The sequence below is a fragment of the Vibrio sp. M260121 genome, assembly GCF_036533715.1.
In the GTDB taxonomy this organism is placed as follows: Bacteria; Pseudomonadota; Gammaproteobacteria; order Enterobacterales; family Vibrionaceae; genus Vibrio.
In genome coordinates this window covers 13,358-38,682 of the sequence record NZ_JATABF010000037.1, presented here as the reverse complement: position 1 = coordinate 38,682, position 25,325 = coordinate 13,358, and the positions used below count along the sequence as shown (strand labels likewise).

The 25,325-nt window shown below is 46.6% G+C and carries 25 protein-coding genes; 12 read left to right on the top strand and 13 right to left on the bottom strand.

Going from position 1 to position 25,325, the window contains the following annotated elements; all coding sequences use genetic code 11:
- Nucleotides 1–92: 92 nt before the first annotated feature.
- Together QTO06_RS18340 and aspA are read right to left on the bottom strand one after the other, a co-directional pair.
- On the bottom strand, nucleotides 93–1,400 hold the full coding sequence (locus QTO06_RS18340) for an anaerobic C4-dicarboxylate transporter (protein WP_005440434.1): 1,308 nt from the start codon (nucleotides 1,398–1,400) through the stop codon (nucleotides 93–95).
- A gap of 176 nt (nucleotides 1,401–1,576) precedes the next feature.
- A complete protein-coding gene (aspA, locus tag QTO06_RS18335; protein ID WP_005440436.1) occupies nucleotides 1,577–3,028 on the bottom strand; it encodes an aspartate ammonia-lyase in 1,452 nt (483 codons plus the stop codon).
- A gap of 424 nt (nucleotides 3,029–3,452) precedes the next feature.
- Between aspA and QTO06_RS18330 the strand changes: the two genes are divergently transcribed.
- Nucleotides 3,453–3,971: an FxsA family protein gene (locus tag QTO06_RS18330; protein ID WP_255985437.1), complete on the top strand. Its 519-nt coding sequence runs from the start codon at nucleotides 3,453–3,455 to the stop codon at nucleotides 3,969–3,971.
- Between the two features lie 70 nt (nucleotides 3,972–4,041).
- Here QTO06_RS18330 and trmL read toward each other — a convergent pair whose 3' ends face one another.
- The 4 genes from trmL to QTO06_RS18310 form a co-directional block, all read right to left on the bottom strand.
- Nucleotides 4,042–4,521, bottom strand: coding sequence for a tRNA (uridine(34)/cytosine(34)/5-carboxymethylaminomethyluridine(34)-2'-O)-methyltransferase TrmL (gene trmL, locus QTO06_RS18325; protein WP_009698900.1), 480 nt, complete (start codon nucleotides 4,519–4,521; stop codon nucleotides 4,042–4,044).
- 130 nt (nucleotides 4,522–4,651) lie between these two features.
- A complete protein-coding gene (locus QTO06_RS18320) occupies nucleotides 4,652–5,260 on the bottom strand; it encodes a superoxide dismutase (RefSeq protein ID WP_331409275.1) in 609 nt (202 codons plus the stop codon).
- A 72-nt stretch (nucleotides 5,261–5,332) separates the two neighbouring features.
- Nucleotides 5,333–6,736 (bottom strand): envelope stress sensor histidine kinase CpxA, encoded by a 1,404-nt coding sequence (cpxA, locus tag QTO06_RS18315; protein ID WP_331409274.1) that lies wholly within the window; start codon nucleotides 6,734–6,736, stop codon nucleotides 5,333–5,335.
- Complete coding sequence (locus QTO06_RS18310; RefSeq protein ID WP_331409273.1) at nucleotides 6,736–7,425, bottom strand: response regulator; 690 nt, start codon at nucleotides 7,423–7,425, stop codon at nucleotides 6,736–6,738. The genes cpxA and QTO06_RS18310 overlap by 1 nt, the downstream gene beginning before the upstream one ends.
- 191 nt (nucleotides 7,426–7,616) lie before the next feature.
- On the opposite strand from QTO06_RS18310, the gene QTO06_RS18305 reads away from it, so the two are divergent.
- The 3 genes from QTO06_RS18305 (at nucleotide 7,617) to pfkA (ending at nucleotide 10,406) form a co-directional block, all read left to right on the top strand.
- A complete protein-coding gene (locus QTO06_RS18305) occupies nucleotides 7,617–8,126 on the top strand; it encodes a CpxP family protein (protein ID WP_331409272.1) in 510 nt (169 codons plus the stop codon).
- A 123-nt stretch (nucleotides 8,127–8,249) separates the two neighbouring features.
- Nucleotides 8,250–9,158: a CDF family cation-efflux transporter FieF gene (fieF, locus tag QTO06_RS18300; RefSeq protein ID WP_331409271.1), complete on the top strand. Its 909-nt coding sequence runs from the start codon at nucleotides 8,250–8,252 to the stop codon at nucleotides 9,156–9,158.
- A 285-nt stretch (nucleotides 9,159–9,443) separates the two neighbouring features.
- Nucleotides 9,444–10,406 carry a 6-phosphofructokinase gene (pfkA, locus tag QTO06_RS18295; RefSeq protein WP_331409270.1) on the top strand — a complete coding sequence of 321 codons (963 nt, stop codon included), beginning with the start codon at nucleotides 9,444–9,446 and terminating at the stop codon, nucleotides 10,404–10,406.
- 105 nt (nucleotides 10,407–10,511) lie between these two features.
- On the opposite strand, the gene QTO06_RS18290 is transcribed toward pfkA, so the two are convergent.
- A complete protein-coding gene (locus tag QTO06_RS18290) occupies nucleotides 10,512–11,891 on the bottom strand; it encodes an MATE family efflux transporter (protein ID WP_331409269.1) in 1,380 nt (459 codons plus the stop codon).
- Nucleotides 11,892–12,119: 228 nt separating this feature from the next.
- Between QTO06_RS18290 and QTO06_RS18285 the strand changes: the two genes are divergently transcribed.
- From QTO06_RS18285 to QTO06_RS18275, 3 genes are all read left to right on the top strand, one after another.
- On the top strand, nucleotides 12,120–12,410 hold the full coding sequence (locus QTO06_RS18285; RefSeq protein ID WP_005440461.1) for a co-chaperone GroES: 291 nt from the start codon (nucleotides 12,120–12,122) through the stop codon (nucleotides 12,408–12,410).
- A gap of 73 nt (nucleotides 12,411–12,483) precedes the next feature.
- Nucleotides 12,484–14,139, top strand: a complete 1,656-nt coding sequence (groL, locus tag QTO06_RS18280) for a chaperonin GroEL (protein WP_239911975.1) — start codon at nucleotides 12,484–12,486, stop codon at nucleotides 14,137–14,139.
- A 473-nt stretch (nucleotides 14,140–14,612) separates the two neighbouring features.
- Nucleotides 14,613–15,176, top strand: a complete 564-nt coding sequence (locus tag QTO06_RS18275; protein WP_331409266.1) for a VC2662 family protein — start codon at nucleotides 14,613–14,615, stop codon at nucleotides 15,174–15,176.
- Nucleotides 15,177–15,253: 77 nt separating this feature from the next.
- Here the strand turns inward: QTO06_RS18275 and QTO06_RS18270 are convergent, their stop codons facing one another.
- Nucleotides 15,254–15,751 (bottom strand): MgtC/SapB family protein, encoded by a 498-nt coding sequence (locus QTO06_RS18270; protein WP_005425045.1) that lies wholly within the window; start codon nucleotides 15,749–15,751, stop codon nucleotides 15,254–15,256.
- Nucleotides 15,752–15,845: 94 nt separating this feature from the next.
- The gene (gene epmB / locus QTO06_RS18265; RefSeq protein ID WP_331409264.1) at nucleotides 15,846–16,868 is read right to left on the bottom strand and encodes an EF-P beta-lysylation protein EpmB; all 1,023 of its coding nucleotides are present in this window, start codon (nucleotides 16,866–16,868) and stop codon (nucleotides 15,846–15,848) included.
- A 32-nt stretch (nucleotides 16,869–16,900) separates the two neighbouring features.
- Between epmB and efp the strand changes: the two genes are divergently transcribed.
- The 3 genes from efp (at nucleotide 16,901) to QTO06_RS18250 (ending at nucleotide 20,071) form a co-directional block, all read left to right on the top strand.
- Entirely contained in the window at nucleotides 16,901–17,467 is a 567-nt protein-coding gene (efp, locus tag QTO06_RS18260) for an elongation factor P (RefSeq protein ID WP_005440472.1), read from the top strand.
- Nucleotides 17,468–17,740: 273 nt separating this feature from the next.
- Nucleotides 17,741–19,144 carry an SPFH domain-containing protein gene (locus tag QTO06_RS18255; RefSeq protein WP_331409262.1) on the top strand — a complete coding sequence of 468 codons (1,404 nt, stop codon included), beginning with the start codon at nucleotides 17,741–17,743 and terminating at the stop codon, nucleotides 19,142–19,144.
- Nucleotides 19,145–19,387: 243 nt separating this feature from the next.
- Nucleotides 19,388–20,071 (top strand): nitroreductase family protein, encoded by a 684-nt coding sequence (locus tag QTO06_RS18250; protein WP_331409261.1) that lies wholly within the window; start codon nucleotides 19,388–19,390, stop codon nucleotides 20,069–20,071.
- A 91-nt stretch (nucleotides 20,072–20,162) separates the two neighbouring features.
- On the opposite strand, the gene frdD is transcribed toward QTO06_RS18250, so the two are convergent.
- Genes frdD through frdA form a run of 4 tightly spaced genes read right to left on the bottom strand, consistent with a single transcriptional unit; the run spans nucleotide 20,163 to nucleotide 23,517 of the window.
- Nucleotides 20,163–20,540, bottom strand: coding sequence for a fumarate reductase subunit FrdD (gene frdD, locus QTO06_RS18245; RefSeq protein WP_005425034.1), 378 nt, complete (start codon nucleotides 20,538–20,540; stop codon nucleotides 20,163–20,165).
- Between the two features lie 12 nt (nucleotides 20,541–20,552).
- Complete coding sequence (gene frdC, locus QTO06_RS18240) at nucleotides 20,553–20,936, bottom strand: fumarate reductase subunit FrdC (RefSeq protein WP_005425044.1); 384 nt, start codon at nucleotides 20,934–20,936, stop codon at nucleotides 20,553–20,555.
- 2 nt (nucleotides 20,937–20,938) lie between these two features.
- Entirely contained in the window at nucleotides 20,939–21,697 is a 759-nt protein-coding gene (locus tag QTO06_RS18235) for a succinate dehydrogenase/fumarate reductase iron-sulfur subunit (RefSeq protein WP_103412613.1), read from the bottom strand.
- Complete coding sequence (frdA, locus tag QTO06_RS18230; RefSeq protein ID WP_331409259.1) at nucleotides 21,697–23,517, bottom strand: fumarate reductase (quinol) flavoprotein subunit; 1,821 nt, start codon at nucleotides 23,515–23,517, stop codon at nucleotides 21,697–21,699. The genes QTO06_RS18235 and frdA overlap by 1 nt, the downstream gene beginning before the upstream one ends.
- Nucleotides 23,518–23,966: 449 nt before the next feature.
- Between frdA and epmA the strand changes: the two genes are divergently transcribed.
- Together epmA and QTO06_RS18220 are read left to right on the top strand one after the other, a co-directional pair.
- Entirely contained in the window at nucleotides 23,967–24,938 is a 972-nt protein-coding gene (gene epmA / locus QTO06_RS18225; protein WP_122068686.1) for an elongation factor P--(R)-beta-lysine ligase, read from the top strand.
- Between the two features lie 9 nt (nucleotides 24,939–24,947).
- Entirely contained in the window at nucleotides 24,948–25,322 is a 375-nt protein-coding gene (locus QTO06_RS18220; protein ID WP_039840843.1) for a VanZ family protein, read from the top strand.
- Nucleotides 25,323–25,325 lie beyond the last annotated feature (3 nt).

Sequence of the window (25,325 nt, the reverse complement as noted above, 5' to 3'; positions counted from 1 at the left end):
GTTTCATGGAAGTGAAGATTTGTTAAGCGCTATCCAATGCGACAGGCAATAAAAAAGGGAGCCGAAGCTCCCCGATTAAGACTCTGTTTCTACTAGATCAGTAGACCACCGAATGCGAAGCCAAGTGCTACCGCTGAAGCGATGGTAGCCACACCTGGTACGAAGAATGGGTGGTTGAATACGTACTTACCGATGCGAGTTGAACCCGTGTCGTCCATCTCAACCGCTGCTAGTAGCGTTGGGTAAGTTGGCAGTACGAATAGCGCACTTACTGCTGCGAAAGACGCAACTGCGGTAAGTGGTGCCACACCGATTGCTAGTGCTGCTGGCATAAGCGCAACGGTAGTTGCACCTTGCGAGTAAAGCAGCATTGAAGCGAAGAATAGAACAAGTGCTAGCATCCATGGGTAGTCTGCTAGTAGTGCACCAGCCACTTCTTTGATGCCGTCAACGTGCGCGTTAACGAACGTAGAACCTAGCCATGCCACACCAAGAACACACACACACGCTGTCATACCAGAGCGGAATGTTGCTGCTGCTGGGATTTTGCCAGCGTCGATTTTACAGCTCATTACGATAGCTGCCGCAGCTGCTAGCATTACCGTCATGATAGCTTCGTTACGACCTAGCGCAGGGTTCTCGATAAGGCCAACAGAGCCAGAGATTGCTGCTGCGTAACATACTACGAATGCGATAGCGCCTAGGAAGATGAAGGTTGCTTTCTTCGCTGTTGGCAGGATTTCGCGCTTAGATTCTGTGTTTAGCTTGATCAGGCCTTTTGCTAGACGGTCTTGGTATTCAGGATCGTCTTTAAGCTCGCTACCCATGAAGTTCGCTACGAATGCACCGATCATACAAGCGATGAACGTTGTTGGGATACAGATTGCTAGTAGCGTTAGGTAGTCAACGCCAAATGGGTGAAGCATTGCTGCGAACGCAACAACAGCCGCGGAGATTGGCGACGCTGTGATAGCGATTTGCGATGCTACTACCGCGATAGACAGTGGACGAGAAGGACGAACACCTTGGCCTTTCGCTACTTCTGCAATAACAGGAAGAGTAGAGAATGCCGTGTGACCAGTACCCGCAAGTAGTGTCATTAGGAATGTCACGATAGGTGCGTAAAAGGTGATGCGTTCGGGATGTTTACGCAAAAAGTCTTCCGCAACCTGAACCATCCAGTCCAAACCACCCGCTACCTGCATTGCAGCGATAGCAGTAATTACAGACATGATGATCAGGATTACATCGACAGGGATGAAAGACTGGCTTGTCGGGACACCTAGGATTAAAGACAATGCAATTACCCCAGCACCACCGGCAAAACCAATGCCGATACCACCGATTCTTGCCCCCAAATAAATGAAGAGCAGAACCACGAAGAGTTCGACCATTACCATATTGATACCTCTTTTAGTTTTTAATGATTCTGATTTTTTGAGCACTCAGGAACAGGAGTAAGTGTTCAGAAAATCAGAACCCGAGCGGCTTACGGCAATAAAAAGCGCATAAAAATTGTGGTTAACCGTATTCGAGCCCAAAAAAGGGTCCCGTTAGGGACCCCTTTCACATGCGATTACTCGTAGCGTTTCGCTTTATAAGTCGGATGCATGAAGTTTTCAACCGATAAGATGTCATCTAGCTCTTCTTCAGTTAATAGACCGCGTTCTAGAACTACATCACGTACACTCTTACCTGTTTCTGCACAGATCTTACCAACGATATCGCCTTCGTGGTGGCCGATGTATGGGTTTAGGTAAGTTACGATACCGATAGAGTTGTAAACGTAGTTTTCGCAAACTTCTTTGTTCACAGTGATGCCATCGATACATTTATCGCGTAGGTTCACACACGCATTGTGTAGTAGAGAGATAGACTCAAACACGCTTTGTGCGATAACTGGTTCCATTACGTTTAGCTGAAGCTGACCGCCTTCTGCTGCGAAAGAAACCGTGTTGTCGTTACCTAGAACTTTGAAGCAAACTTGGTTTACTACTTCTGGGATAACTGGGTTTACTTTCGCTGGCATGATTGAAGAGCCTGCTTGCATTTCTGGTAGGTTCAGTTCGTTAAGACCAGCACGTGGACCAGAAGAAAGTAGACGAAGGTCGTTACAGATCTTCGACAGTTTCACTGCTAGACGTTTCAACGCGCCGTGCGTCATTACGTAAGCACCACAGTCAGAAGTCGCTTCGATTAGGTCTTCTGCTGCAACCACTTCAACGCCAGTTACTTCTGCTAGGTGTTTTACTGCTAGCGCTTGGTAACCTGTAGGTGCGTTTAGACCAGTACCGATTGCTGTTGCACCTAGGTTGATTTCTAGTAGTAGCTTAGACGTGTAATCTAGAGCACGAATTTCTTCGTTTAGTGTTACTGCCCATGCGTGGAACTCTTGACCCACAGTCATAGGAACCGCATCTTGCAGCTGAGTACGACCCATCTTCAAGATGTCTTTGAATTCTTGTGCTTTAAGCTCGAATGCGCCTTTAAGGTATTCGATCGCTTCCATCAACTGATGAACACTGTTGTAAACCGCGATACGGAAACCCGTTGGGTACGCACAGTTTGTTGATTGGCTCTTGTTAACGTGATCGTTCGGGTTGATGAACTCATATTGGCCTTTTTCCTTGCCCATCAGTTCAAGTGCAACGTTCGCGATAACTTCGTTAGTGTTCATGTTCACTGACGTGCCTGCACCGCCTTGGAATACGTCTGAAGGGAACTGATCCATGCACTTACCTGTTTCAAGGATCAAATCACACGCTTCTAGGATGTAGTTAGCAACGTCTTTTGGAATTGCGCCTAGCTCTTTGTTTGCTAGTGCAGCGGCTTTCTTAGTCATTACCATGCCACGTACAAATTCAGGTACGTCAGAGATGGTAGTGCTTGAAATGTTGAAGTTTTCGATAGCGCGAAGTGTGTGGATGCCGTAGTAAGCATCGGCAGGGACATGACGTTGGCCTAATAGATCTTCTTCAATACGAGTGGCTTGGTTTGCTGTCTTTGGTGCATCAGATAGTGTAGCCATAACAGGATCCTTAGATAATAATTCTGATATTTAAGTTATTTATTAGCCATTTCTGCAATCTAGAATCCATTCATCAGAGTTTTTGGCTGGAAAAACCGTCCTGACTTATGTGGCACATCATACTGCACCTAGCGCATAAAAATAGTAAGTGGATCACCTTTTTCGCTTTTAATGCGTCAATAATTTGCAAAGTATGAACGGGATATTAATAACCCTTTATGGGTAGGCGATTTTCCTCGACAAACATGGATATTAAGAGTGCGAAAATAGCACTTTTCAACGACCAATTTTTGTATATGCATCTTTGTTCAAATGGCGTTTTTTGCACAACGCATTCTCCCTAGTATGAACACGCTTTTTTACAACGATTCGTTTGAGCTTAGTAGGCTTTTGCCATTACACTGAAATCAACAAAGGAGGGCGTGTGTTTCCTATCTTATTATTGGCGTTTATTTTCGTCCCGATCATCGAAATCGGCCTATTTATTCAGGTGGGAGGCTTTTTAGGTCTCTGGCCTACGATTGCTTTGGTATTGATCACGGCATTTGTCGGCGCGTCTTTGGTACGCAGCCAAGGCATCCAGACCTTGATGTCAGTGCAAGGTCGTTTAGAGCAAGGTGAAATTCCGGCTCAGCAAATTTTTGAAGGCGTAATGCTGGCAGTTGCAGGCGTATTGCTGTTAACACCAGGTTTCATGACCGACGCATTGGGTATGTTGGTGTTGTTGCCAGCACCGCGAGCGGCAATTGCGAAATACCTAATGAGCAAGATGGTGGTGAAGACCATGAATGGTGGCGGCTTCCAAGGTGGCTTCTCAAATCAAGGTCCATTTGAGCAAGACCCATTCCGTCGTGACCCATTTGATTCTCAATCGGATAACGGCAACACCTTCGAAGGTGAATACGAGCGTAAAGACGACAATGACCGTAACAAGCTCAACTGATTCAATCGGTCAGTAAGAAAAGCAAAAGGGCGCATTGAGCGCCCTTTTTCGTATCTGTCATTTGCAGTGCTTACAACGCGCCTTCAAAGCCCATTTGACGCCATGCTTCAAACGCAATGATAGCCACGGCGTTAGACAGGTTCAGGCTGCGCGCATCTGGCATCATCGGAATACGAATACGTTGTTCCATTGGCAGGCTATCAATTACGTCTGCTGGCAGACCGCGTGTTTCTGGACCAAACATCAAAACATCGCCTTCTTGATATTTCGCATCCACATGATGACCTGTGGTCTTTGTCGTGCATGCAAACAGGCGGTAGTTGCCTTGTTTCTCTTTCTCTAAGTATTCCAAGAATGCTTGATAATTTTTATGACGCGTCACGCGAGCCAAATCGTGGTAATCCAAACCTGCGCGGCGGACTTTCTTCTCTTCTAGATCGAAACCCAGTGGCTCAATCAGGTGGAGATTCGCACCACAGTTAGCACACAGGCGAATGATGTTGCCGGTGTTCGGCGCGATTTCTGGTTCGTATAGAGCGATATCAAACATGGTATTGAATTAGATTGGTCAAAACAGGCGAGCAGTATATACCCAAGTCACCATGAGAAGCGAGATTCAACACAATGACTGGGTATAGAAGAGGGCAACCACTTCATTATGTTGCCCTAATTGAGATAGATTAACTCAGAGCGCGAGCGTAGTTCTCTTCCACTGCGCGCCAGTTGACGACATTCCACCATGCGTCGATGTACTCAGGGCGACGGTTTTGGTAGCTGATGTAGTAAGCGTGCTCCCACACATCCAATGCTAGAACTGGCTCACCTTGTACTGCAGCAACGTCCATCAGAGGGTTGTCTTGGTTGCTGGTGGAGGTAATGTGAATTTCACCATCTTTTACAACTAGCCAAGCAAAGCCAGAGCCGAAGGTGTTGATAGCCGCTTGGGCAAATTCGTCTTTGAATTTTTCGAAGTCGCCAAACTTATCGTTGATGGCCTCTGCAAGAGCACCTTGAGGCTCACCGCCACCATCTGCTGACATGCAGTTCCAGTAAATGATGTGATTGTAGTAACCACCGCCATTGTTGCGGATAGCTGGGCTGTGTTGAGAAATGCAAGCGAAGATGTCATCGAGGCTTTGAGTCTCGAGAGTGCTGCCTTTGGCGGCAGCCATGAATTTATCGTAATAGGTTTTATGGTGTTTACTGTAGTGAACTTCCATGGTTTTCGCATCGATGTAAGGCTCTAACGCATCGTAGCTGTACGGAAGCTCTGGGAATATGTGCGACATTGTAAATCCTCCTTAATGGAGGATTTACTTTAATGTTAATGAAAATCATTATCAACTTTGATCTTTGTGGGGTTATTTAGCCTCACTGATCAATGGCAGGGTAATGGTGACGCGTAAACCACCCAATGGGCTGCGACTTGCGATAATCGAACCACTGTGCTGACGAATCGCACTTTCGGTGATGGTTAAGCCCAACCCTGTACCACCAGAATGGCGGTCGCGCGCGGTCGACACACGATAAAACGGACGGAAAATCGCTTCCAACTCTTCCTCTGGAACGCCTTCGCCGTTGTCATCCACCACAATGCGTAGCGTATCGAATGAATCCTGAATGTTGATTTTCACTTCGTCTTTGCCGTAGTAAATCGCGTTGCGGATGATGTTCTCCACCGCACTCATCAACAGTTTTGGGTTACCTGAGATACTGCGTTCTGGCACAGCAGAGTAGCTAAGCGTTTTACCCATTTGTTCGGCTTCGAACTGTGCGTCTTTAATGATCTCTTCCCATAAGCTGGCAATCGGCTGAGTTTCACGCGTCATGTGACTGTTCACTTGCATGCGCGACAACTCAAGCAGCTCGGCGATCATCTGTTCTAAGCGCTGGGCCTCGGTATCAATACGAGTTAGTTCTGGGCTTTCACCTTGCTTACGAGTCGCCAACGCACTTGCCATACGCAGGCGAGTGAGTGGAGAGCGCAGCTCGTGAGAAATATCCGAGAGCAAACGCTGCTGACCAGAAATCATTTGATTCACCGCCTCGACCATTTGGTTAAAGCTAGTACCTGCTTGGCGAAACTCCGTGGTGCCTTTTTCCAGATTCGGGTCAATGACAAACTCACCTTTGGCCACACGCTGTGCCGCGGTTTCCAATCGTCGGGCTGGTTGGCTCAATGCCCATGCTAACCATAACAATAGTGGTGTACTTACCAACATGACGGCGAGGAGCAATTGCAATGGGTGGTCGAACAGACGCAGCATGATCGGTGGCGGTTCATTCCATTTAAAGCCGACGTACATCAACAGGTCAGAATTGGCGATGTTGATCGGCACAGGGCCTGCAATCATGTAGCGACCGTAGAGTTTTTGTTTCGGCTGTGATTGATCTTCAATGCTGGTGACAAAGTTTTGCAGTGCACGAAGCTTAAAGTCTTTGTGGCTCGAGGTGCTCAGCACATTCCCTTCGTGATCGGAAAAGAAGATGCGCGGACGCGGATCATGTTTACTGCGTCGTTGCCCTTCGAGGCTGAACAAGATCTTACCCAGGTTATCTTGCTTGCGGTATTTCTTCTCAATACCGTCACGTATTTCAAGCATGCGCTGATAATGTTCTTTCGGAATGTCGCGAGCTTTACGTGGATCCAAATGCGGTAATGACAGCACCGCCATCAGAACCAAAAACATGGTGAACCAAAAGATGGCAAAGATGCGTCCATACAGGCTATTAATCTTCGGCAGTTTGAAGCGTGACGGGCGCATTAATCCTCCTCAATCAACATGTAGCCGCGCCCTCGTAGGGTTTTAATGCGTGGCTTACCGTTGTTTTGGTCTGGCAATTTTTTACGTAGGTTGGATACGTGCATATCGATCGCACGGTCAAAGGCTGCAAGGCGCTTACCAAGTACATCAAGGCTGAGAGTTTCTTTCGTCAGTACGTGGCCTGGGTTCTGCACAAAGTGCGTTAACAGCGCAAACTCGGTCGTGGTTAAATCCAGTAAGGCTTCTTCACAGTACGCTTCTTGTTTGCCTGGATAGAGTTTGATTTCTCGATACTCAATGCAATCGCTGTTTTTGCTGCTCTTTTGAGTGCTGCTGGTACGACGCAAAATCGCACGGATGCGCGCCAGTAATTCGCGGTCACTAAATGGTTTAGGTAGGTAATCATCGGCGCCAAGCTCTAGGCCGATAACGCGGTCTATCTCTTCGCCTTTCGCCGTTAGCATAAGGACTGGCGTTTCCCAGTTTTCTCGCAGGCGCTTTAGGGTTTCCATTCCATTGAGTTTTGGCATCATGACGTCAAGCAGTACAAGATCGATCTCACTGTTAATAGCCAATAAGCCTGCTTCACCATCATTGGCTTCACTGACTTCGTACCCTTCAAAGCTCAGCACTTCCTTAAGTAGGCTGGTTAGCTCGGTATCGTCATCAATCAAAAGAATGTTCGCCATATGAGTACCTATTTATCATTCGTAGTTGTTTTAATATTACATGGTAATGACGGTGAAGAATGAGTGTAAAAATCACTCTTTACGATTCTTTACGGTCTCTATACGTCGCTTTACCTAGTAGGTCGTATTCTACACTCAAGCGCTGTGAGAACAGCTCAGAAGAATCACTAACCTGTGTAAGGAATCGTATTATGAAAACTGCAAAGAAACTGGTACTAGCGGCTGTTGTTCTACCTCTAACTCTAGGTACAGCGAGTGCATTCGCATTTGGCGGTAAAGACCACAAAGGTCATCGCGGTGAGTGTGGTATGGGTATGGACCGCGGCATCATGCGTCAACTAGACCTAACGGATGCACAAAAAGACCAGCTAAAAGAAATGCGTAAAGCGAACAAAGCAGAAATGAAAGCGAAATTCGCCGATGGCCACGAAGCTCACATGGCTGAGCGTCAAGCACACCACGACAAAGTACAAGCGCTACTATTGGCGGATAACTTTGACGAAGCAGCAGCAAACGACCTAGCGAAAGAAATGGTTGAGAAGCAGACTGAGCGTCGCGTTAAGATGATGGAGAAAAAGCACCAAATGCTGAGTGTTCTGACTCCTGAGCAAAAAACAAAATTTGTTGAGCTACAAAAAGAGCGTCAACAACAGTGTGGCGAAAAAATGCAAAAACGCATGGAAAAGCACCACAACAGCTAATCGCTGAAAAATAAAGTGAAAGAGGTAGCCAGAGTGCTGCCTCTTTTTGATCTTGGCGATTTCATACTCATTACATAATTCTCAAGGTATACTCAAAGCACGGTTTGAGTTAACTATTTGATTATGAAACAGCAATACGCACGTTTAGTCACGACGGCTGCTTGGACGGCTACTATTGTCGCGACACTTCTTTTGATTGTTAAAGTCATCACTTGGTGGGTCACTGGCTCGGTCAGTCTACTTGCATCCTTAATCGACTCGATGCTGGATATCGCGGCATCGGTAGTAAACCTTATTGTGGTGCGCTATTCCTTACAACCTGCCGACAGAGAGCATACATTTGGTCACGGTAAAGCAGAGTCTTTAGCGGCCTTGGCGCAAGCCATGTTTATCTCGGGTTCTGCCGTGTTCTTGATTCTTAATGGTATCGAACGCTTCTTCCGTCCACATGAACTCAATGCTCCAGAGCTCGGTGTTTACGTCTCTTTATTCGCCATGGTGGTGACCTTTGGACTTGTGATGTTCCAAAAGCATGTGGTGCGCCTTACTGGTAGCCAAGCTATTGCTGCGGATTCTCTTCATTACCAAACTGACCTTTATATGAACGGTGCCATTATGGTGGCGTTAGGTTTGAGCTACTTTGGTGTCACCCAAGCCGATGCGGTGTTTGCGATTGGTATTGGTATCTTTATTTTGTACAGCGCTTTCAAGATGGTCAGCGAAGCGATTCAGACTTTGTTAGACAGAAAATTGCCTGATGAAGAACTAGAACAAATCCGCTCAGAGTGCTTGAAAGTGAACGGGGTATTAGGTGTGCATCAGTTGCGTACGCGTATGTCTGGTCCAACGCGTTTTATCCAGTTACACCTAGAACTAGATGACAATTTACGTTTGATCGAAGCACATCATATTGCCGATAAAGTAGAAGACAATTTGCTGGCTCTTTTCCCTGAGGCGGACGTATTGATCCACCAAGATCCATTATCGGTTGTGTTTGGGCCAGAGAAAGAGCAGAAGGCGCAAGATTGGTAGCGGTCGAAAAATCAGACGGTGTCTGACGACAAACAGGCGCTTATTGGCTATCTTTCCATCACTGCTTATTAAGAATCGTGATCCTGATGTGAATCAACGAAGTTGCAAAGAGAAACTGTAATACTCTTACATAAGTAGAAAAGTTACATAAAAAAGTGTGTTTTCATTGGTATTCCTGTAGAGGAAATGTAACATAACGCACAGTTCTGGATTATGCAGGTTGCTTGGTAACAAGGGGCCTAGAAGAAAATTAAATAAATTGATTGCCAAAGATCGAGGGTGAGCATGATTAAGAAGATCGGTGTTTTAACAAGTGGCGGTGACGCACCTGGTATGAACGCTGCAGTACGCGGCGTAGTTCGTACAGCACTATCTGAGGGATTGGAAGTTTACGGTGTTTACGATGGCTACCTAGGTCTATACGAAGGCCGCATCGAGAAGCTAGATCGTTCTAGCGTTTCTGATGTGATCAACAAGGGTGGTACATTCCTAGGCTCTGCACGTTTCCCTGAATTCAAGGAAGTGGCAGTACGCGAACAAGCGATTGAGAACCTTAAAAAACACGGTATCGATGCACTAGTTGTTATCGGTGGTGACGGTTCTTACATGGGTGCTAAGAAACTGACTGAAATGGGTTACCCATGTATCGGTCTACCAGGCACAATCGATAACGACATCGCGGGTACTGATTACACAATCGGTTACCTAACTGCACTAAACACAGTTATCGATGCAATCGACCGTCTACGTGACACGTCTTCTTCTCACCAGCGTATTTCTATCGTAGAAATCATGGGTCGTCACTGTGGTGACCTAACTCTGATGTCTGCAATCGCAGGTGGCTGTGAGTACATCATCACTCCAGAAACTGGTCTAGATAAAGAGAAGCTAATCAGCAACATCCAAGATGGCATCTCTAAAGGTAAGAAACACGCAATCATCGCGCTAACTGAGCTGATGATGGATGCAAACGAACTAGCGAAAGAGATTGAAGCGGCGACTGGTCGTGAAACTCGCGCAACGGTTCTTGGTCACATCCAACGTGGTGGTCGTCCAACAGCATTCGACCGTGTTCTAGCATCTCGCATGGGTAACTACGCCGTTCACCTACTAATGGAAGGCCATGGTGGCCGTTGTGTTGGTATCGTGAAAGAGCAACTGGTTCACCACGACATCATCGATGCAATCGAGAACATGAAGCGTCCAGTACGCAACGACCTATACCAAGTTGCTGAAGAGCTATTCTAAGCTCGCTTGATAAAGTCAAAATCAAAAAACCGCGGTTATCTGCGGTTTTTTATTGTCTGAAATTTACCTGAGCTGAAGTTTGTTTGAGACAGGCTCTGTGCCGAGTTAAGAACTCGCATGCTCTGCTAACGTCAGGCGACGCTCGCGCAGGGCAAAGAGATAACCTAACAACCCACCTAAGGTGTTACCCAGAGCAATGCCTATAAACAAACCTTCGATGCTATAAAGCTGACTGCCAACCCATGCCGCTGGTAACGTAAAGACGAACAAGCGCATAAAGCTCCATTGGAAGGCGCGCAGCGGTTTGTGCATCGCGTTATAGCCACTCACCAGCATCATCACAATCCCTTGGAAGCCGTAGCTAAATGGCACGACTAAGAGGTAATGCCACAACAAGTCTTTTACCGCTGCTTCTTGAGAGAAAAGCGCAGCAAGAGGAATGCTAAGAGGCACCATCATCAAAAAGATAAAGCCTTGGAAGACCACCGCAAAGCGCATGCTCAGGAACCAGCCAGAGAAAGCACGAGCAGGGTTATTGGCTCCGAAATTTTGCGCCATAAACGGGGTGAGTGCAGAGGTAAGCGACATCAGCACCAGAATCAAAATTGACTCAATACGCTGCGCCGCGCCATAAGCGGCCACCGCTGCAGTACCGTGACTGGAAAGTATCATCATCAGAATCGCGCCAGAGAGTGGCGTCATGGCATTCGATAGGGCGGCGGGTGTGCCTATCTTAAGTGTTTGCTGCCAGTCTTGTTTGATGAGCGACCATTGCGGCGCGGCAAGCAGCTTTTCGCGTTTGATCAGTACATAGAAAGAACCGCACAACGCACCAAGCCAACTGAATGCACTGGCAATCGCAGCGCCTTGAATGCCGAGCTCAGGGAAAGGGCCATAGCCAAAGATCAGTAACGGGTCGAGAATGCCGTTAATAAGCCCTGCGAGCATCATGATCTTGGCTGGAGTTTTGGTGTCACCTGTGGCGCGAATGGCACTGTTGCCCGCCATTGGAATCACTAATAGAGGAATGGTCAAATACCAAACCTGCATATACTGCTCAATCAGTGGGATAGAGTCTTCTTTTGCGCCTAGGAAGCTAAACAAAGGTTCGATAGTAAAGAAGCCCAATGTCGAAGCGATAGTGACTAGGGCAACGGCAAGCAGTAAGCCATGACTGGTAAAACGAGCGGCTTGGGAAGACTGCCCTTGGCCAAGTAAGCGGCCTATATTGGTCGACAGGCCCATCCCAATGCCCATGGTGATGCAGTTCACCGCAAAGGTCACTGGGAAGGTATAACTGATCGCGGCGAGCGCTTCGGTACCCAACAGTGAGATAAAAAAGGTATCGACCAAGTTAAACATCAAAATCGCGATCATGCCCATGGTCATAGGTACGGTCATTTTGCGTAAGGTGTCGGGAATGGGGGCGGTCAACAAACCATGTTTGTCTTCGGCCTGGTTGCCCGGCTTATTCTTTTCCAACATTTTTGACGTCTATCTGGTGAGGGAAGGGCAAGGATACAAGAAAGCCATTGCCTCGGCGAGCGAGCATTTCGCACGCAAACCGTTGCTTAGCTGCTGGTTATTTTAACTAAGTCACAAAAATTTCACGTCTACCCCTTGGGATCCTTAGCTTTGCCCTTATATACAGATCACGTGCCCCTGAGCGGGCAATTATCAAATAATCATGGAAATTTTCAGGAGAGACGACCGATGAACATTCGTCCATTACATGACCGAGTTATCGTTGAACGTAAAGAAGTTGAATCTAAGTCAGCTGGTGGCATCGTTTTAACTGGTTCTGCTGCGGAAAAATCGACTCGCGGTGTTGTTCTAGCTGTGGGTAAGGGCCGCATCCTAGAGAACGGCACAGTGCTACCGCTGGACGTTAAAGTTGGTGATACCGTTATCTTCGCTGAAGGTTACGGCACTAAGACTGAGAAGATCGACGGCAAAGAAGTTCTTATCATGTCTGAAAACGACATCATGGCTATTGTCGACTAATAGCAATCGTTGAGTAATTTTTTGCTCTGATTCAAAACGCAATCAAAAACAGAATTTAGAAAGGAAATCAAAGATGGCTGCTAAAGACGTTAAATTTGGTAATGACGCACGAGTTAAAATGCTAGAAGGCGTAAACGTTCTAGCGGACGCAGTAAAAGTAACACTGGGTCCTAAAGGTCGTAACGTAGTTCTAGACAAATCTTTTGGTGCACCAACAATCACTAAAGATGGTGTATCAGTAGCGCGTGAAATTGAGCTGGAAGACAAGTTCCAGAACATGGGCGCACAAATGGTTAAAGAAGTTGCGTCTAAAGCAAACGACGCAGCGGGTGACGGTACAACAACAGCAACTGTACTGGCGCAAGCAATCGTAAATGAAGGTCTAAAAGCAGTTGCAGCGGGTATGAACCCAATGGACCTTAAGCGCGGTATCGACAAAGCAGTTATCGCAGCAGTTGAGCAACTAAAAGAGCTATCTGTTGAGTGTAACGACACTAAAGCTATCGCACAGGTTGGTACTATCTCTGCGAACTCTGACTCAAGCGTAGGTAACATCATTGCTGAAGCAATGGAAAAAGTTGGCCGCGACGGTGTTATCACAGTTGAAGAAGGTCAAGCACTACAAGATGAGCTAGACGTAGTAGAGGGTATGCAGTTCGACCGCGGTTACCTATCTCCTTACTTCATCAACAACCAAGAAGCAGGTTCTGTTGATCTAGAAAACCCATTCATCCTTCTGATCGATAAGAAAGTATCGAACATCCGTGAACTTCTTCCAGCACTAGAAGCAGTAGCAAAAGCATCTCGCCCGCTACTGATCATCGCTGAAGACGTAGAAGGTGAAGCACTAGCAACATTAGTTGTGAACAACATGCGTGGCATCGTTAAAGTAGCAGCAGTGAAAGCGCCTGGTTTTGGTGACCGTCGTAAAGCAATGCTACAAGATATCGCTATCCTAACTGGCGGTATCGTGATTTCTGAAGAAGTGGGTCTAGAGCTAGAAAAAGTAGCACTAGAAGACCTAGGTCAAGCGAAGCGCGTTGCAATCACAAAAGAAAACACAACCATCATCGATGGCGTGGGTGAAGAAGCAATGATCCAAGGTCGTGTTGCTCAAATCCGTCAGCAAATCGAAGATGCAACTTCAGACTACGACAAAGAGAAACTACAAGAGCGCGTTGCTAAGCTAGCAGGCGGTGTTGCAGTAATCAAAGTTGGTGCAGCAACTGAAGTTGAAATGAAAGAGAAGAAAGACCGCGTAGAAGACGCACTACATGCAACTCGCGCAGCGGTTGAAGAAGGCGTTGTTGCTGGTGGTGGTGTAGCACTAATCCGTGCAGCATCTAAGATTGTTGACCTAGAAGGCGACAACGAAGAGCAAAACGTTGGTATCCGCGTTGCACTACGTGCAATGGAAGCGCCAATCCGTCAAATCACGAAGAACGCAGGTGATGAAGAGTCAGTAGTAGCGAACAACGTGAAAGCAGGTGAAGGTTCTTACGGCTACAACGCAGCAACAGGCGAGTACGGCGACATGCTAGAGATGGGTATCCTAGATCCAACTAAAGTAACGCGTTCTGCTCTACAATTTGCAGCATCAGTTGCAGGTCTAATGATCACAACTGAAGCGATGGTTACTGACCTACCACAAAAAGAAGGCGCAGGTATGCCTGACATGGGTGGTATGGGCGGTATGGGCGGTATGGGTGGTATGGGCGGCATGATGTAATTTGCTGCTTGTCTTGTCGCTCTAACGCCTTATAGCTGCACCGAAAGTGCTCATTTACGTGCGTAAACTCCGCGCTTTCTCTTTGCTCTAAGACGTTATAGCTTAAAGACAAACGACCAAACCAAACTAGGAAGCCGAGGTGAATGCCTCGGCTTTTTTATGTCTGTTAATTGAGGCTGTTTGTTGGTGAGATTGAGTTGTAGGGAAATTCTGATTCTTCTTCGTTAGACATAGCAGAGCAAGGTGTCATTGGATTGAGCTGAGTGCTGAGAACATTGACGGAAACACTCGAAATTGAGTGGTTACTAATCATCAGAGTTTAGGAAAAAAGCGGATAAATAATGCGTGTGAATTATTGGGTTAAATATTCACTCAGTTAAATATGACTTAGCGCTAACATTCATCAACTAAAAATAGCGCAAACTCTGAACACTACACTATGTTGTAAAAGACAAATCCCCATGGAGATGAAAATGAAAAAGCTAATGACGTCACTGGCTGTTACAGCCGTTATCGCTTCACCTGTTGCTCTTGCTGACAGCTCACCAGTTATGTTCTCTACAATCGACAACACGAACGCGCCTTCTAACTCCTCAGTTGGTGGTGTGCGTCTTGCTGTTCTTCACGGTCAGGTGAACGAAGTGAAAGGTGTCGATTTCTCTCTACTTGGTATGTCTGAAACAGATCGTACAACCGGTGTGAACTTCGGTCTTTTCTTTGGTGCATCAAAAGTAAATCAAGAAATGACGGGTGCTTCTCTGGGTCTATTTAACTGGAACCAAGGTCAGACGAATGGTGTTAACTTGGGTGCAGTGAACGTAACAAACAATGTGAAAGGTTTGAACTGGAGTGCGGTGAACTACTCTGAAGGTTACACAATGGCAGACATTGGTCTGGCAAGTATCTCTAAAAAATCTAACTTCCAGCTTGGTGTCTTCAACATGACTGATCAAATCGATGGTGTTCAAATTGGTCTTCTAAACTGTGCGGACAACGGTTTCTTCAAGTGTTTCCCTATCGTGAACTTTGCGAAATAAGTTCCGCGACCTTCCACGATAAATGCCAGATACAAAAAGACCCCGGCGAGACGTCGGGGTCTTTTTTATTGAATGGATTATTTGATCAAACGTGTAGATGTTTTTCGCTGCTGCATTTTCTGGTGCACACCGCGGCGCAAAGCTTTGACGCGGTTTTCTGCCCGGTCTACACCGAGCAAAACGGTCAATGCCAACACGGTAATAATGATCGACTGCGATAAGTAACCTAAGCCAATCATCAAGCCCAAGCCTGCCAATACCCAAATTACTGCTGCTGAAGTCACACCGTGGATTTTGCCGTCTTGAGTCATCATCACACCAGCACCTAAAAAGCCAACACCAGTAATGATCTGCCCAAGAACACGAGCTTGGTCTAACGTGTTTGGTGAAAGTGAAACCGCCATTGACATAAATAGGTAAGTACCTGATATGACGAGAATTGCAGTACGAATACCAACGGGTTTACCTCGAGTTTGACGCTCAATGCCAATCATCAAACCATTGATTGCGCAGCAAAGTAATGCCGCCCAACTGAATGGGCCAAGATCGAAATAGTGTTCAAAAGTTGCTTGCATCTTAACCTCCAAATTTGCGGAGTATGCATAGATAAGACCGTTCGATCGAACAAAAGCTTTTGCTCGTAACGACAACCTTTATACGGCTAGCAACTTACTCTAGATGCAGATCCAGAGGCGTTTTACTTGGACGACCGCCAATTTCACGGGTTAGTTTAGGCACTAGGTAACCGGAAACTCGCGTGATCACACCGCGCATGATTGTTTTGGCTTCTTCATCGGAAACAAAGTAGTGCGCCGCACCTTGGACTTTATCTAATACGTGCAAGTAGTAAGGCAAAATGCCCGCATCAAACAAGGCTTCGTTTAATGCAACTTGTGCTTCAATGCTGTTGTTAACGTCTTTCAGCAATACCGCTTGGTTTAGCAAGGTCACTCCGGCTTGCTTAAGCTTCGCCATTTTAGCGGCAAATTCAGCGTTGATTTCGTTAGCGTGGTTGATGTGCGTCACCAACACGGTTTGCAGACGAGAAGCGCGAAGTAGTTGGCATAGCTCATCAGTGATACGAGCAGGAATTACCACTGGCAAACGGCTGTGAATACGCAGGCGTTTGATGTGTGGAATTTGTGCGATGTGTTCAAGCAGCCAGTGGATCTCATCGTCTTTCGCCATCAAAGGATCACCACCAGAGAAGATCACTTCGTTCAGCTCTGGTTGTTGCGCCATGTACTCTAAGCACTTTGTCCATGCTTGCTTGCCGCTTTTATTCTCTTGATAAGGGAAGTGACGACGGAAGCAGTAACGGCAATTCACCGCGCAGCCACCTTTCACGATCATTAAGGCTCGGTTGCGGTATTTGTGCAGCAACCCAGGGAGTTCGTTGTCTTGCTCTTCCAAAGGATCATTGGAATAGCCTTCATGGACCTCAAACTCTTCGCTCAAAGGTAAAACTTGGCGCAAAAGTGGATCGTAAGGATTGCCTTTTTCCATCCTATCGACAAAACTTTGCGGTACACGCTGTGCAAACAGCTTGCGCGCAGCAAACCCGTCCAGCCATGGCGATGGATCAATTTCCAATATTTCCAGCAATTTTGCAGGATCAGAGATCCCATTCGCTAACTGTTTGAGCCAGTTTTGCTCAACAGATTCGACTTTTCGGGTTATTATGTGCGGCATTGAATTTAGCTCTAAGAATGTAAGAGGAAAAAATGGCTACAGTTAGCACCAATGAATTTAAAGGCGGCCTTAAGTTAATGCTTGATAACGAGCCTTGTGTAATTCTGGAAAACGAATACGTTAAACCAGGTAAAGGCCAAGCGTTCAACCGCGTTAAAATTCGTAAACTTCTTTCTGGTAAAGTGCTAGAGAAAACATTCAAGTCTGGTGACACTTGTGAAGTGGCAGACGTAATGGATATCGACCTAGATTATCTATATTCAGACGGCGAATTCTACCACTTTATGAACAACGAAACTTTCGAGCAGATCGCTGCTGACTTGAAAGCGGTTGGTGAAAACGCTAAGTGGTTGGTAGAAAACAACACTTGTATGATCACGCTTTGGAACGGTAACCCAATTACTGTTACTCCACCAAACTTCGTTGAACTAGAAGTTACTGACACAGATCCAGGTCTGAAAGGTGATACTCAAGGTACAGGTGGTAAACCAGCAACACTATCAACTGGCGCTGTAGTACGTGTACCACTATTCATCGCAATCGGCGAAGTGATCAAAGTTGACACTCGTACTGGTGAATACGTAGGTCGTGTGAAGTAATTCACCTTAGACTTTCTGATTGAAAAGGTCGCTTCGGCGGCCTTTTTTATTGTCTGTCATTTTCCTCTCTTTGATGCCTCTGTACAAAACATCGATATCTTCCGCAAATTCCTGATGATTTTATATTATTCGTAAAAATCTTATTTATTTCATGAATCTTTCGATTATTTCTTAATGTAACAATTTGATACATTAGTCCTCGTTGTCAGCGAGTTGTATAGCAATTTGATTTTTATCGATTTAACTCAATGACAATCCAAAAAGGAGAGCAAAATGGAAAGCAGAGGCTTAGGACGAGGTTTAAAGGTGGAAGAGAGACGTCAGTTACTACATAAAGGATTGAAAGCAGCCGTATTTGGTATTCCGCTGCTGGCAATAGGCTTAACGATTAACAGCTCAGTGCTGATGACCGATGCGGGTTACAGCTATGTGCATCAGAACAACATCACTGGTGAATTAGACGTATTCACAGAACCGGGCATTCACTTTCGCATGCCGTTTCTGTCCAAGATCACTAAGTATGACCAAGTGATCACCGTGTCATTTGGTAACAGCAAGGGCGAAGATTTTTATCAACGCCTTGATGCGATTCAGGTTCGCTTTGCCGATACCTACATTGGTCAGATCCCTGTGACATTCCGCTTCAAGTTAAGTAATGACCCAGAAGCGGTTAAGAAGATGCATAAAGAGTTCCGCAACAACAGCAACCTAATCGATGCATTGTTAGTGAAGAACGCACGTAACGTGACGGTGATTACCGCGACTCAATACACAGGTGAAGAGTTTTTCCAAGGCGGCTTGAACCAGTTCAAATCCAAATTGGGTGACCAACTGCGTGAAGGTATTTATCTGACAGAGCGTCGTCAAGTTGAAGTGGAAGAGCTAGATCTGGCTCCGGTGGGTGCGAATCAGTCGAACGCGAACCAACTGCAACGCACTAACCAACTGGTTTGGAAGACGGTACCGGTTGTGGACAACACAGGCCAACCAATCCGTCAGGATAACCCGCTACAGCAATACGGTATTCAAGTGACGCAGGTGACCATCGGTGACCCGCAACCAGAGAAGCAGCTTGATCAATTGCTGGCAGATAAAAAACGCTTAGTAGCAGACCGTATCCGTGCGATTCAGGAGCAAGAGACCTCGAAAGCGCAAGCAGAGACTGAGCAGTTACGTAAAGAGATTCAACGTACCCGTGAAGTACAAGATGCTCAACGTAGTAAAGAGCTCGCGATCATCGCTCAGCAAAAAGAAGTCGAAGTTGCACGTCAAATTGCGGAGCGTGAAATCGTCGAAGTCGAAAAAACCAAGCGACTGGCTGAGGTGGAAAAAGAGAAAGAGTTAGCGATTGCGGAAGCTAACCTAGCGATTCAAAAAGCCAACGCTCTATCAGCGGAATTTGAAGCAAAAGCGATTCTTGAAAAAGGCCGTGCAGAAGCGGAAGTCTTGAAAGCGAAGTACGCAGCACTGGGTGCAAACCGAGAAGTGTACTTGGCAGAGTTGAACCGAGATGTGGCGAACTCGCTGTATAACAACCTGCAAAACTTCCAAGTGCAGATGCCACAAAACTACATCGGTGGTGGTGAAGAAACGGGTCTTAAAACCAACCTTGATGTCATTACGGGCTTTGGCGCATTGGGCTTAATGGACCAAACCAAGAAGGTCACACAGCAATAAGATCATGGGTGGTCAAAAGCTAAAAAAGCAAAAAGATCATGGGTGACCAAAAGCTCTGATAACTGTACAAATCAGAGTAATGCAGAGGCTGATACGTGTTATCGGCCTCTCTTTTTTGTTGGTTATCTATTGCTGAATATTTGCGCTTTATCTCAATATCACATTGATTTTATGAAGATAAAAAGGCGAGGGTGAAATTTGTAGCTATAGTAAATCGACACCCAACAAGCGCAAGGAAGCACTATGTCGAATCAAGAACAACATCACCCACTCAATGATTTTGTTGAATACCCACCACAAGAAATGGCAGCAAGAGCTGTACATAATCTTGAGCAACTTCAACGCCGTCATTCCATTCGTAGCTTCTCTGATCGTCCAGTGGCGAAAGAAGTGATTGAGCATTGCATTCGAGCAGCAGGTACAGCTCCGAGTGGGGCAAACCATCAGCCTTGGCATTTTGTTGCGATTAACTGTGCGGAAGTGAAAGGGCAGATCCGCCAAGCCGCTGAAGAACTAGAGCGTTCTTTCTATGAAGGGAGAGCAGGGCAAGAATGGTTAGATGCACTGAAGCCACTCGGTACCAATGCCAGTAAGCCTTATCTAGAAAAAGCACCATGGTTGATTGCGGTGTTTTCGCAGAAGAAGGGCGGCATGAGTAACGATGGGGAACAAACTAACTATTACGTGCACGAGTCAGTCGGGATTGCCACAGGCTTTTTACTTCAAGCACTGCACAATGCAGGTTTGGGTACGTTGACTCACACGCCAAAGCCGATGAGTTTCTTGAGTAAGATTTGTGGGCGAGACAACGATGTTGACCGTCCGTACATGTTGATTGTGACCGGTTATCCGGAAGAAAACGCAACCATTCCAGAACATGCAATGCACAAAAAGTCACTGGATGAAATCGCGACCTTTATTGAATAGTGTCTAAAACGAATAGCGCTGAAGATAAACATAAATAACAGGCAATAAAAAAGCTGGCGATATGCCAGCTTTTTTCATTTCCGTCAGCGTCTTAAATCATGAAGATAAAGACAACAGCCAGTGCAGAGATAAGACCTGCAAACGCGTAACATGCGATCTTACCTACCACACCTGTGTGGAATTTAAGGTCGTGCATGCCGTGGTGTACACGGTGCATCGCATGCCACATTGGCAACGCTAGCGTACCGATGATGAACAGTGCGCCAATGATGCTAGTTGCGAATTCAGACACGCGCTCGTAGCTCATTGCTTCTGCATCAATCACACCTAGTGGAACTAGGATGCCGAGTACGAGTACCGTGATTGGCGTGATCATTGCGAACCAAGTACCACCGGCACCAAATAGACCCCACCAGATTGGCTCATCAGAACGTTTCGGTGCTGTATTAACACTATAATTCGGTTTCATTACTCAAGCTCCTTACATCACGATGAGAACGATCAGTGAGATGAACGCAACTGCTGCCCACTGAGTCAGAACGATGATTTTCTTATCCACTGGTTTGCCTTTCAGACGAATTGGCATAACTTGTGGCATCATGCTGAAGAAAGTTTGTGCGTGGAATAGGCTACCTAGTAGTGCAACGATGTTGATCGCTACCACGATAGGGTTTGCCATGAACTCCAACCAACCTTGCCAAGCTTCTGGGCCTTTCACTAGTGAACCTAGACCGAAAGTCAGGAAGATAGTGAACAGGATCAGAGGGAGCACAGTTGCTTCACGTAGCATGTAGAAGCGGTAGAAAGGATGGTTCTTCCACCAAGTGCGTTTTACTTCACGAACGTAAGGTTTACGGTTGCTCATCCTTATGCCTCCACTTTCTTTGGTGAACCATCAGGTTTCAACATCGCAATTACGAAGTCCATAGAAGACTCCACTTTGCCTTGGTTTACTGCCGCTGCTGGGTCAACGTTCTTCGGACAAACTTCAGAACAGTAACCTACGAATGTACAACCCCAAGCGCCGTTTTCACCATTGATCAGCTTCATACGCTCATCTTTACCGTTGTCACGGCTGTCTAGGTTGTAACGGTGTGCCAGAGTCAGTGCTGCAGGGCCGATGAACTCAGGGTTCAAACCGAACTGAGGACATGCTGCGTAGCAAAGACCACAGTTGATACAGCCAGCAAACTGCTTGTATTTCGCCATTTGCTCTGGTGTTTGTAGGTTTGTACCGTCTTCTGGTTTGCGGTCGTTACCAATGATGTAAGGTTTGATTGCTTCTAAGCGCTCGATGAACGGCGTCATATCCACGATCAAGTCTTTCTCGATTGGGAAGTTTGCTAGTGGCTCGATAGTTACGCCATTCGGGTAATCACGTAGGAAGCTCTTACAAGCTAGCTTAGGCACGTTGTTTACCATGATGCCGCAAGAACCACAGATCGCCATACGACAAGACCAGCGGTAAGACAGATCTTTATCTAGGTGATCTTTGATGTAGCCAAGTGCGTCAAGTACAGACATGGTTTCATCAAAAGGTACTTCGAACGTTTGAGTATATGGTTCTGCGTCCTTCTCTGGGTCGTAACGCAGAATGTCGACTTTTTGAATGCGGTTTGATGACATTATGCTTGCTCCTCTGCCTTCTTCGCTTCTGCTTCAGCGGCTTTTTCAGCTGCTGCTGCTTTCTCTGCTGCTTCACCGTATAGACGCGCTTTAGGCTGTGACTTAGTAATCGTCACGTTGCTGTAGTCGATACTTGGTGCTGCATCTTCTTTGAAGAAAGCAAGCGAGTGTTTCAGGAAGTTCACGTCATCACGCTCTGTACAACCATCGTCTAGACGTTGGTGGGCACCACGAGATTCTTTGCGCAGGATTGCAGAGTGAACCATCGCTTCTGCGACTTCCAGGCCGTAACCCACTTCGATAGCGTATAGAAGGTCAGTGTTGAACACTTTGCCTTTGTCTTTGATGCTGATTTTCTTGTAACGCTCTTTCAGCTCAGTGATCTTTTCAATCGTTGCTTGCATCAAATCTTCTTGGCGGTAGATACCACAACCCGCTTCCATGGTGTGACCCATTTCAGTACGGATATCTGCCCAGTTTTCATCGCCTTCTTGGTTCATTAGAGCAGCAATGCGATCTTCTACAGCTTTCACTTGAGTCGCGATAGACTCTTCGTTCCAGCCTTTGAATTCTGCCGCGCGTTTCACCGCTTGTTCACCCGCAACGCGACCGAATACTACGAACTCAGCCAGCGAGTTAGAACCTAGACGGTTTGCACCGTGAAGACCAACAGACGCACATTCGCCAACCGCGAATAGACCTTTAATGCGAGTTTCACATTCGCCGTTGGTTTCAATACCACCCATGGTGTAGTGAACCGTTGGACGAATTGGAATTGGCTCTTTTGCAGGGTCAACGTTCACGTAAGCTTTCGCTAGCTCACAGATGAACGGTAGACGCTCTTGTAGGTACTCTTCACCTAGGTGGCGAAGGTCTAGATGCACCACATCACCAAGAGGGTGTTTGATGGTGTTGCCTTTCTGTTGCTCGTGCCAGAAAGCTTGAGAAACTTTGTCACGTGGACCAAGTTCCATGTATTTGTTCTTAGGTTGACCCACTGGAGTCTCTGGGCCCATACCGTAGTCTTGTAGGTAACGGTAGCCGTCTTTATTGACGATGATACCGCCTTCACCACGACAACCTTCAGTCATCAGGATACCCGTGCCAGGAAGACCTGTTGGGTGGTACTGAACGAATTCCATATCACGTAGAGGAACGCCGTGACGGTAAGCCATCGCCATGCCGTCGCCCGTTACGATACCGCCGTTGGTGTTACAGTGGTAAACGCGACCTGCGCCACCTGTTGCTAGTACAACAGACTTCGCTTTAATCGTAATCAACTCACCTTCAGACATGTGGATTGCAATCAGACCTTGTACTTCACCTTCATCAACAAGCAAGTCGACAACAAAGTACTCATCAAAGCGCTTGATGTTGTCGTACTTCATCGACGTCTGGAATAGCGTGTGAAGCATGTGGAAGCCCGTTTTATCTGCAGCGAACCAAGTACGTTCAACCTTCATACCACCAAAGCGGCGTACGTTGACTTCACCGTTCTCTTTACGACTCCATGGGCAACCCCATTGCTCCATTTGGATCATTTCGCGAGTCGCGTTCTCTACAAAGTATTCAACAACGTCCTGTTCACATAGCCAGTCACCACCGCCAACAGTGTCGTTGAAGTGGTTGTCTAAGCTATCTTCATCCTTGATAACTGCTGCTGAGCCACCTTCTGCAGCAACCGTATGGGAGCGCATTGGGTAAACTTTAGAAATAAGCGCTACTTCTAAGTCCGGGTTTGCTTCAGCCGCTGCAATAGCAGTACGAAGACCAGCGCCGCCTGCGCCGATGACTGCGATATCTGTGGTGATAGTTTGCACAGTTATCCTCCAGTGTGTGATTGCGGAAATCCGCTTGTTATTGTGAGTGTGAGGGCACCGTTTTTAGGCTATCCCTCAAAAGTAGTAGGGTTAGTGTAGGGGAGCCTTATGGCAGAAAAATTGATGTATTTGGGTTTTTTCTCCGGTAATGCACACGAGAGCATAGAAATTCTAGGTTATGTGACTGCTATCACGGCACGAAACAGTTGAGGGATAAACGTAAAGCTGCTCAATGTTACACAGGTGTTGCACGATATTACCCTCATTGATAATAGGGTAAGTTGTGAGTGTTTTTTGTACTGTAGAACGTGGAATACTTGCTTCAGTTCTGATCGAGTTTTATTCGTATTTAGACCAATACAATTAAGATGAATCCCCCCTCGCCGAGCTAGGCAAAGCGTGACAAAATTGCTATTTTCCTCGCTCACTTATGTATTGAGAGTCTTGTTATGCAAACGACCTGGCAACCTACTGCTTCTATGGAACAACTTCGTCAACGTGCCGCGTTGATCACCGCTATTCGTCAATTCTTTGCCGAGCGACAGGTGATGGAAGTCGACACGCCAGCCATGAGTCACGCCACTGTGACCGACATTCATTTGCATACTTTCCAGACCGAGTTTGTTGGCCCAGGCTATGCCGATGGCAGCAAGCTGTTCTTTATGACTAGCCCTGAATTCCATATGAAGCGCTTACTAGCGGCAGGCAGTGGTTGTATCTACCAAATCAACAAAGCGTTTCGTAATGAAGAGAATGGTCGTCACCACAATCCTGAATTCACCATGTTGGAGTGGTACCGCATCGACTTTGATCACCACAAGCTGATGGACGAAATGGATGACCTGCTACAACTGGTATTGAAGTGCGGCGCTGCTGAACGAATGACTTACCAGCAAGCCTTTATTGATGTGCTTGGCGTGTGTCCGTTAGAAGGCTCGATGCAAGAGCTAAAAGTAGTCGCAGCAAAGCTGGGTCTGAGCGACATTGCTGAGCCTGAAGAAGATCGCGATACCTTGCTGCAACTGCTATTCAGCATTGGTGTGGAAGCTAAGATTGGCCAGCAAGTACCGGCATTTGTTTATGACTTCCCTGCATCGCAAGCCGCATTAGCGAAGATTAATCCACAAGACAATCGCGTTGCTGATCGTTTTGAGGTGTACTTCAAAGGTATTGAGTTAGCGAACGGTTTCCACGAGCTAGATAACCCGAAAGAGCAATTGGCTCGCTTTGAACAAGATAACGCTAAGCGTCTGGAAATGGGTCTTAAGCCACAGCCGATCGATTATCACTTGATTGGCGCGTTAGAGGCAGGCTTGCCAGATTGTGCCGGTGTGGCGCTCGGCGTTGATCGCTTGATTATGTTGGCTCTTGGTTGTGACCATATTGACCAAGTAACTGCTTTCCCATTCCCAATTGCTTAAGGATTGACGATGAATCTGACCGCTGCACGTTTGGTGCTACTGAGTTACGCGACATTAATTGCTTACCTATCTTTGAGCTCGGGAGAGTTGCAAGATTGGGGGGATATTGCGTACTTAGATAAGATGCAGCACGCGATGGCGTACAGTGGTTTTGGTTTCTTGGGCTGCTTCTGTGTAGCAAGCTGGCGTCAGCGTTGGACGGTGGCTCTGAGCATTCTGTTATTCAGCGCTGTGATTGAAGTTTTACAAGGTTATGTGGGGCGTCAAACCTCTTGGCACGACTTGATTGCGAACTCGATTGGCATTCTAACTGGTCTGCTATGTTACCGTATTTGGAGCCTCTATCGACCTAGGTTGGTGAAGTCGCTATACTCGATTCGATAATGA

Bases quoted from the DNA above. Each gene is read 5' to 3' on its own strand.
- QTO06_RS18290 (WP_331409269.1), bottom strand. From the start codon at position 11,891: ATGTTGGAAAAGAATAAGCCGGGCAACCAGGCCGAAGACAAACATGGT.
- epmB (WP_331409264.1), bottom strand. From the start codon at position 16,868: ATGCCGCACATAATAACCCGAAAAGTCGAATCTGTTGAGCAAAACTGG.
- efp (WP_005440472.1), top strand. From the start codon at position 16,901: ATGGCTACAGTTAGCACCAATGAATTTAAAGGCGGCCTTAAGTTAATG.
- fieF (WP_331409271.1), top strand. From the start codon at position 8,250: ATGAAACAGCAATACGCACGTTTAGTCACGACGGCTGCTTGGACGGCT.
- frdC (WP_005425044.1), bottom strand. From the start codon at position 20,936: ATGAGCAACCGTAAACCTTACGTTCGTGAAGTAAAACGCACTTGGTGG.
- QTO06_RS18270 (WP_005425045.1), bottom strand. From the start codon at position 15,751: ATGCAAGCAACTTTTGAACACTATTTCGATCTTGGCCCATTCAGTTGG.
- frdD (WP_005425034.1), bottom strand. From the start codon at position 20,540: ATGAAACCGAATTATAGTGTTAATACAGCACCGAAACGTTCTGATGAG.
- QTO06_RS18285 (WP_005440461.1), top strand. From the start codon at position 12,120: ATGAACATTCGTCCATTACATGACCGAGTTATCGTTGAACGTAAAGAA.
- QTO06_RS18250 (WP_331409261.1), top strand. From the start codon at position 19,388: ATGTCGAATCAAGAACAACATCACCCACTCAATGATTTTGTTGAATAC.
- QTO06_RS18255 (WP_331409262.1), top strand. From the start codon at position 17,741: ATGGAAAGCAGAGGCTTAGGACGAGGTTTAAAGGTGGAAGAGAGACGT.
- cpxA (WP_331409274.1), bottom strand. From the start codon at position 6,736: ATGCGCCCGTCACGCTTCAAACTGCCGAAGATTAATAGCCTGTATGGA.
- QTO06_RS18235 (WP_103412613.1), bottom strand. From the start codon at position 21,697: ATGTCATCAAACCGCATTCAAAAAGTCGACATTCTGCGTTACGACCCA.
- QTO06_RS18320 (WP_331409275.1), bottom strand. From the start codon at position 5,260: ATGTCGCACATATTCCCAGAGCTTCCGTACAGCTACGATGCGTTAGAG.
- trmL (WP_009698900.1), bottom strand. From the start codon at position 4,521: ATGTTTGATATCGCTCTATACGAACCAGAAATCGCGCCGAACACCGGC.
- aspA (WP_005440436.1), bottom strand. From the start codon at position 3,028: ATGGCTACACTATCTGATGCACCAAAGACAGCAAACCAAGCCACTCGT.
- pfkA (WP_331409270.1), top strand. From the start codon at position 9,444: ATGATTAAGAAGATCGGTGTTTTAACAAGTGGCGGTGACGCACCTGGT.
- epmA (WP_122068686.1), top strand. From the start codon at position 23,967: ATGCAAACGACCTGGCAACCTACTGCTTCTATGGAACAACTTCGTCAA.
- QTO06_RS18220 (WP_039840843.1), top strand. From the start codon at position 24,948: ATGAATCTGACCGCTGCACGTTTGGTGCTACTGAGTTACGCGACATTA.
- QTO06_RS18340 (WP_005440434.1), bottom strand. From the start codon at position 1,400: ATGGTAATGGTCGAACTCTTCGTGGTTCTGCTCTTCATTTATTTGGGG.
- groL (WP_239911975.1), top strand. From the start codon at position 12,484: ATGGCTGCTAAAGACGTTAAATTTGGTAATGACGCACGAGTTAAAATG.
- QTO06_RS18310 (WP_331409273.1), bottom strand. From the start codon at position 7,425: ATGGCGAACATTCTTTTGATTGATGACGATACCGAGCTAACCAGCCTA.
- QTO06_RS18275 (WP_331409266.1), top strand. From the start codon at position 14,613: ATGAAAAAGCTAATGACGTCACTGGCTGTTACAGCCGTTATCGCTTCA.
- QTO06_RS18305 (WP_331409272.1), top strand. From the start codon at position 7,617: ATGAAAACTGCAAAGAAACTGGTACTAGCGGCTGTTGTTCTACCTCTA.